Source organism: Schnuerera sp., assembly GCF_035459645.1.
Classification (GTDB): domain Bacteria; phylum Bacillota; class Clostridia; order Tissierellales; family Tepidimicrobiaceae; genus Schnuerera.
This window is the reverse complement of the sequence record NZ_DATHXO010000388.1, coordinates 1-5,382: the sequence shown is the minus strand read 5'-3', so window position 1 is coordinate 5,382 and position 5,382 is coordinate 1. Positions and strand designations below refer to the sequence as shown.

Sequence of the window (5,382 nt, the reverse complement as noted above, 5' to 3'; positions counted from 1 at the left end):
CCAAATCTACTATTTAACACCATTGTTATTGCTGCTGTTAATGTTGTTTTACCATGGTCTACGTGACCTATTGTTCCTATGTTTACGTGAGGTTTAGTCCTTTCAAATTTTGCTTTTCCCATTATCTATTCCTCCTTAAATGATATAATTACTCAAGAAAACTCTTCCGGGTGTTTCTTTCATTTTTTGGAGCCCATGACCGGACTTGAACCGGTGACCTCTTGCTTACCATGCAAGTGCTCCACCTACTGAGCTACATGGGCATCTGAAACCACTGTAACATATTTTACTACCAAGATATTTTATTGTCAATAGGTATTTTTAATATTCCTTTAATTCTAAGTACCTTTCGAGTTTCCGTTTGACCCTCTGCAATGCATTATCAATGCTTTTGACATGCCTTTCTAATTCTTCGGCAATTTCTTGATAAGATTTTCCATCTAAATAAGCCATAAGTACTTCCCATTCCAAATCACTTAATAGTTCAACAATTTTATTTTCCATTGAGTAGAGTTCTTCGCTACTAATTATTAATTCCTCTGGATCTGTAATTTTTGCACCAGATATTACATCTAATAATGTCCTATCCGATTCTTCATCATATATCGGTTTATTTAGCGATATATATGAATTTAATGGAATATGTTTTTGCCTAGTAGCGGTTTTTATTGCTGTAATTATCTGCCTTGTAATACAAAGTTCTGCAAAAGCTTTGAATGAAGTTAGCTTGTCCCTTCTGTAATCACGGGTAGCTTTATATAAACCTATCATTCCTTCTTGAATAATATCTTCTTTATCAGCACCTACTAAAAAGTACGCTCTTGCTTTTACTCTAACAAAATTTTTATATTTCGTTATTAAATATTCTAATGCTTGAGGATCGCCAGTTTTGGCTTCTTCTACTATATCTTCATCCTCCATATTTTCGTAAAGAGTCATATCTAACTCATTGTATAATCCAAGACCCACCAAACATCCCCTCCAAAACCATGTTTGAAACACACCCCATAATTAACTAAATTATAATTAAATAATAGTTAGTAGTCAAGTTATTTACTATTTTTCCCCCATTTATTAAGTTTTCTTAGTACTTCTTCATCTAATCTGCCTATAAATAATTCGGTTTTATCTTTTTCTTTGTTTTTCTTTTTCTTTATTAAATTCCTTTGATTAAATATTTCAACTTCTAGTTCTCTAGCAGAAATTCTTGTTCCTCCCCTTCCTAATATTATTTGTTGCTCCATCCAATCCGAAGTAGCAACCCTAACTCGCTTTATTCTACCAATATCATCTAATGTTTTTTCTATATATTGGTCTGCCGTTTCATTCTCCTTTGTAAATACTACTTCAACGCCTTTAACCTTTTCTTTTTTCCCATTATTCCCCTTTACCATATGGGCATCAAAAACTACAATAATTTTAATATCTGAATAATGTTGATATTCCGCCATAGTTTCTATTAGTTCTTCCCTTGCTACCTCCAAATTTAAACTACTTAATTCTCTAAGATTGTCCCAAGAATTTATGATATTATAGCCATCAACAAAAAGATATTCTTTATATTTTTTTTCTTTTCTTTTCATAGCTTTGTTTAACCACTTCATATATTAATATAGAGGCAGCATTAGATGCATTTAGAGAAGAAACCTTACCAAGCATAGGAATTTTTAATAAAAAATCACATTTTTCTTTTACAAGCCTAGATATCCCTTTGCCTTCACTGCCTATGACTAAAGCAACAGGTCCTCCTAAATCAGTGTTAAAATAATATTCTTCACTTTCTATATCAGCACCATATATCCAAAAACCTTTATCTTTCAATTCTTCTATTGTATCAGAAATATTGTTAACCTTTGCAATCATCATATGTTCCACTGCTCCAGCTGAACTTTTATAAACTGTTGATGTTACATGGGCAGCTCTTCTTTTAGGTATTATTATACCATGAGCTCCTCCACATTCAGCAGTACGAATAATAGATCCTAAATTATGAGGATCCTTAATTTCATCGAGAATTATTACGAATGGAGGCTCTTCTAAGCTTTCTGCTTTTTTCAAAATATCATCTATAGAAAAATAGACATAAGGAGTAACTAAAGCAACAACTCCTTGATGGGAGCTTCCTTTAGCTATTTGATCTAGTTTCTGTTTCTCCACCTGTTGTATTATAATATTTCTATTTTTTGCTATACCAATTATTTTATTGATGGAGCCTTTCAATTCACCCTTTATAATAAAAATTTTTTCAATCTCTTTTCCCGATTTTAGAATTTCTAAAACAGGATTCCTTCCAAATATATATTGTTCATCCATTATTTACTCCTACTTTCTATGTTTTCTACTTCAAAATTACATTTCTTTGAACTTCTTTCTTACTTGTGCTATTTCTCCACAAGTCATACTTCCTTCTGGACAAGGTCCTTTTAAACATGCAGGCCCTGCCTCTTTAAAAAGAACCGGATATATTTTCTTTACTAATCTAAGCATTTCTATTGCCAACCGTCTTATCTCCCACTGGGCTCTATTACAAGTTCTGAGTTTAAAAAAATTCAATAAGGTTCTAGCATTCATAGTAAAGACTATTTTGGTTTCACATGCATTAGGAAATACATAACGTGCATCTTCTATAGCTTGTTTTTCAGATTTTTGCTTAGCTTCTTTTTCTTTTACTCCTTGTTCTAAATATTCTTTTAAATATTTTTCAAATAAGATTTGGGTTATTTTATCATAATATTGCTGATCCTTTTCCATAGCTTCTGTAAACAATTTTTTAGCTTCTGAGTTCTCCTCAATGGAAGGAGGGATTATATATTCAAATTGATCTAATTTTACATATCTCTGGGATTGTTGTGAATAACTTGCAATTCTATGTCTAACAAGTTGATGACTTAAAGTCCTTGAAACTCCTTCCACTCCAAAGGTAAAACTTATATGTTCTATAGGAGACTCATGTCCTAGCTCTACTAACATACTTAAAAACTTATTAGTATTTTCCTTATTAAGACTTTCTTCAATATTGCTAATACCTACAGATGAATAACATAACTTTGCTGCAGATGCAATTAACTTTTCTCCATCCGGTGTATATCTTAATAATTCTACCTTCATATTTTCCCCCTTTTCTTTAGTTTTAATTAATATTATATAAATATTCAACTCCTATATTTAGACGATACTTTAGTTAATTCTCAACTCATATTACTATATAGTAGGAAGATGAATTATTTTGTCGAATAATTCTACCATCCTATTGTCTCGTCCTGCTAAATATAAATAACCTATCAAAGATTCAAAACCAGTAGCATATTTATAGTCCATTAGCTCAGCATTCTTAGGGATAGAGTTGGTCTTTGCATTCCTTCCTCTTCTAACCAAAGACTTTTCTTCATCTGTCAATATATTTGCTAAAGCATGAACTATATTTGATTGAGATTTAGCCTTAACATACTGAGTAGTTTCCTTGTGTAGTGTATTAACCGGAATGCCTTTATTCAATAGATAAGTCCTTACACATAATTCATATACTGCATCTCCTATATAAGCTAATTGAAGGGGAGAAAGCGTATTTATATCATTCACATTTAAATTCCTATTTATATTCCTAAAAGTATTTACATATCCTTTTTCCATAAGCTAAACTCTTTTCCATTTCACTCCTTCTTGTGTATCTTCTAGTATAATACCTTTTTCTTTTAATTCATCTCGAATCTCATCTGCTAATTGGTAGTTTTTTTCTTTTCTTGCCTTAGTCCTTTTTCCAATTAGTTTTAATATTTCTTCTTCAAGTATTTCATCTTTTTTATACAAAATTCCTAGTATTTTAGATAGTTCTATTAAATTATCATAAGTATATTGTATCACAAATTTAGGAGTTTTTTCATTAAAATTGGAATTTGAATATTTTACAATTTCAAACAAACTAGATATAGCATCTGCAGTATTAATATCATCTTCCATGTTTTCAACAAAATCATATTTATATTCATCTATTTTCTTTAATATATCTTTTTCTACTTCAGTCAATTCTCTATCTAAAGCCTTATCAAGCAAATACTCTAAATTTGATTTCCCATTATACAATCTTTCCAACCCATTTCTTAACTGTTCCATTACATCTCTGCTAAAGTTTATAGGACTTCTATAATGGGCAGATAATAGGAAAAACCTTAAAACTTCTAAATCAAATTCTTTTCCAATATCTTTTACTGTAAAAAAATTCCCCAATGATTTAGACATTTTTTGATTGTCTATAGTAAGCATCCCATTGTGCAACCAATAGTTTGCAAAGGGTTTTTCTGTCAATGTTTCAGACTGAGCTATTTCATTTTCATGATGAGGAAATTGTAAATCTTCTCCTCCCGCATGAATATCTATAGTTTCTCCTAAAAGAGTCTTTGCCATAACTGAACACTCTATATGCCAACCAGGTCTTCCTTTTCCCCAAGGGCTATTCCAATAAGGTTCCCCCTCTTTCGCTTTTTTCCATAATGCAAAATCCATAGGATTCTTTTTTTCCTGATTGATATCTACTCTTGCACCAGACTTCAAATCATCTATACTTTTTTTAGATAATTTGCCATAATCTTTTGCCCTATTTACATTAAAATATACATTCCCATCTACATTATAAGCTGCACCTTTATCTATTAAACCTTCTATGAATTCAATCATAGATTGGATAAAATCTGTAGCCTTTGGATGCATTGTCTTTTCTTCATACAAATTTAAGCCTTTTGCATCTTCAATAAATGCTTCTATATATTTATTTGCTGAATATACGATTGAGCCGAATACGGGAGAAGTTACTCCTACAGAGGATGTGATGGATAGTATTATTCCCTCTGATCCTCAAGATTTGTTTAATGTTACCTCAGGATCTGGAAATACTGAATCTCCTGAGAGTGGAGGAGGATCAGGAGGAGGAGGTGGATTTGATTTATCCGATCTCATTGAGTATGGCACTCCCCTAGTCGGTGCAGGATTAAGTCTTTATGATTACTTTAAACGACAAGGAGAAGCAGAGGATCTAGAAGAAGCTAATAGGCGAGCAGCGGAACGGGCCGATCCTTGGGGGGATTATAGACCTGGATATGCTCAAAGATTAAATGAGTTCATGCAAACTTCTCCTAATCTTCCTGATGCACCTAATCGGCAATCTCCTCTGGATTTTGCACAAGACAATCCTTATGTATCCACTAGTGGATTAAATGAGTTTCTACAAAATACGCCTACTCCTATTGAGAGGATGGAAGCTAATCCTTTCGTATCCCAATCAGGACTGTTTGAATTACTAAAAGATCCTAATTCGATTAAGGAATCTCCTGCGTATCAATTTAGATTAAATCAAGGATTAAACGCCTTGGATAGACGATTAGCTTCTGC

Annotated in this window: 8 protein-coding genes and 1 tRNA gene; 1 reads left to right on the top strand and 8 read right to left on the bottom strand. The window is 32.1% G+C overall.

The features are described 5' to 3' along the window. The 8 genes from VK998_RS09175 to cysS all read right to left on the bottom strand — a co-directional run. Positions 1 to 122: GTP-binding protein (locus VK998_RS09175; protein WP_325225739.1), on the bottom strand; the 122-nt coding region annotated here is incomplete at its 3' end. A 65-nt stretch (positions 123 to 187) separates the two neighbouring features. Next, positions 188 to 263: transfer RNA gene (locus VK998_RS09170), tRNA-Thr, on the bottom strand. Positions 264 to 321: 58 nt separating this feature from the next. After that, a complete protein-coding gene (sigH, locus tag VK998_RS09165) occupies positions 322 to 969 on the bottom strand; it encodes an RNA polymerase sporulation sigma factor SigH (protein ID WP_325227822.1) in 648 nt (215 codons plus the stop codon). A gap of 80 nt (positions 970 to 1,049) precedes the next feature. Continuing rightward, on the bottom strand, positions 1,050 to 1,583 hold the full coding sequence (locus tag VK998_RS09160) for an NYN domain-containing protein (protein ID WP_325227821.1): 534 nt from the start codon (positions 1,581 to 1,583) through the stop codon (positions 1,050 to 1,052). Beyond that, positions 1,558 to 2,313, bottom strand: a complete 756-nt coding sequence (rlmB, locus tag VK998_RS09155; protein ID WP_325227819.1) for a 23S rRNA (guanosine(2251)-2'-O)-methyltransferase RlmB — start codon at positions 2,311 to 2,313, stop codon at positions 1,558 to 1,560. The genes VK998_RS09160 and rlmB overlap by 26 nt, the downstream gene beginning before the upstream one ends. A 36-nt stretch (positions 2,314 to 2,349) precedes the next feature. Beyond that, positions 2,350 to 3,108, bottom strand: a complete 759-nt coding sequence (thyX, locus tag VK998_RS09150) for an FAD-dependent thymidylate synthase (protein ID WP_325227818.1) — start codon at positions 3,106 to 3,108, stop codon at positions 2,350 to 2,352. A 93-nt stretch (positions 3,109 to 3,201) separates the two neighbouring features. Continuing rightward, positions 3,202 to 3,630: a Mini-ribonuclease 3 gene (locus VK998_RS09145; protein WP_325227817.1), complete on the bottom strand. Its 429-nt coding sequence runs from the start codon at positions 3,628 to 3,630 to the stop codon at positions 3,202 to 3,204. 3 nt (positions 3,631 to 3,633) lie between these two features. After that, complete coding sequence (gene cysS / locus VK998_RS09140; protein WP_325227816.1) at positions 3,634 to 4,722, bottom strand: cysteine--tRNA ligase; 1,089 nt, start codon at positions 4,720 to 4,722, stop codon at positions 3,634 to 3,636. Here cysS and VK998_RS09135 point away from each other — a divergent pair. Continuing rightward, on the top strand, positions 4,658 to 5,382 hold a 725-nt coding region (locus tag VK998_RS09135), incomplete at its 3' end, for a hypothetical protein (protein WP_325227815.1). The genes cysS and VK998_RS09135 overlap by 65 nt on opposite strands.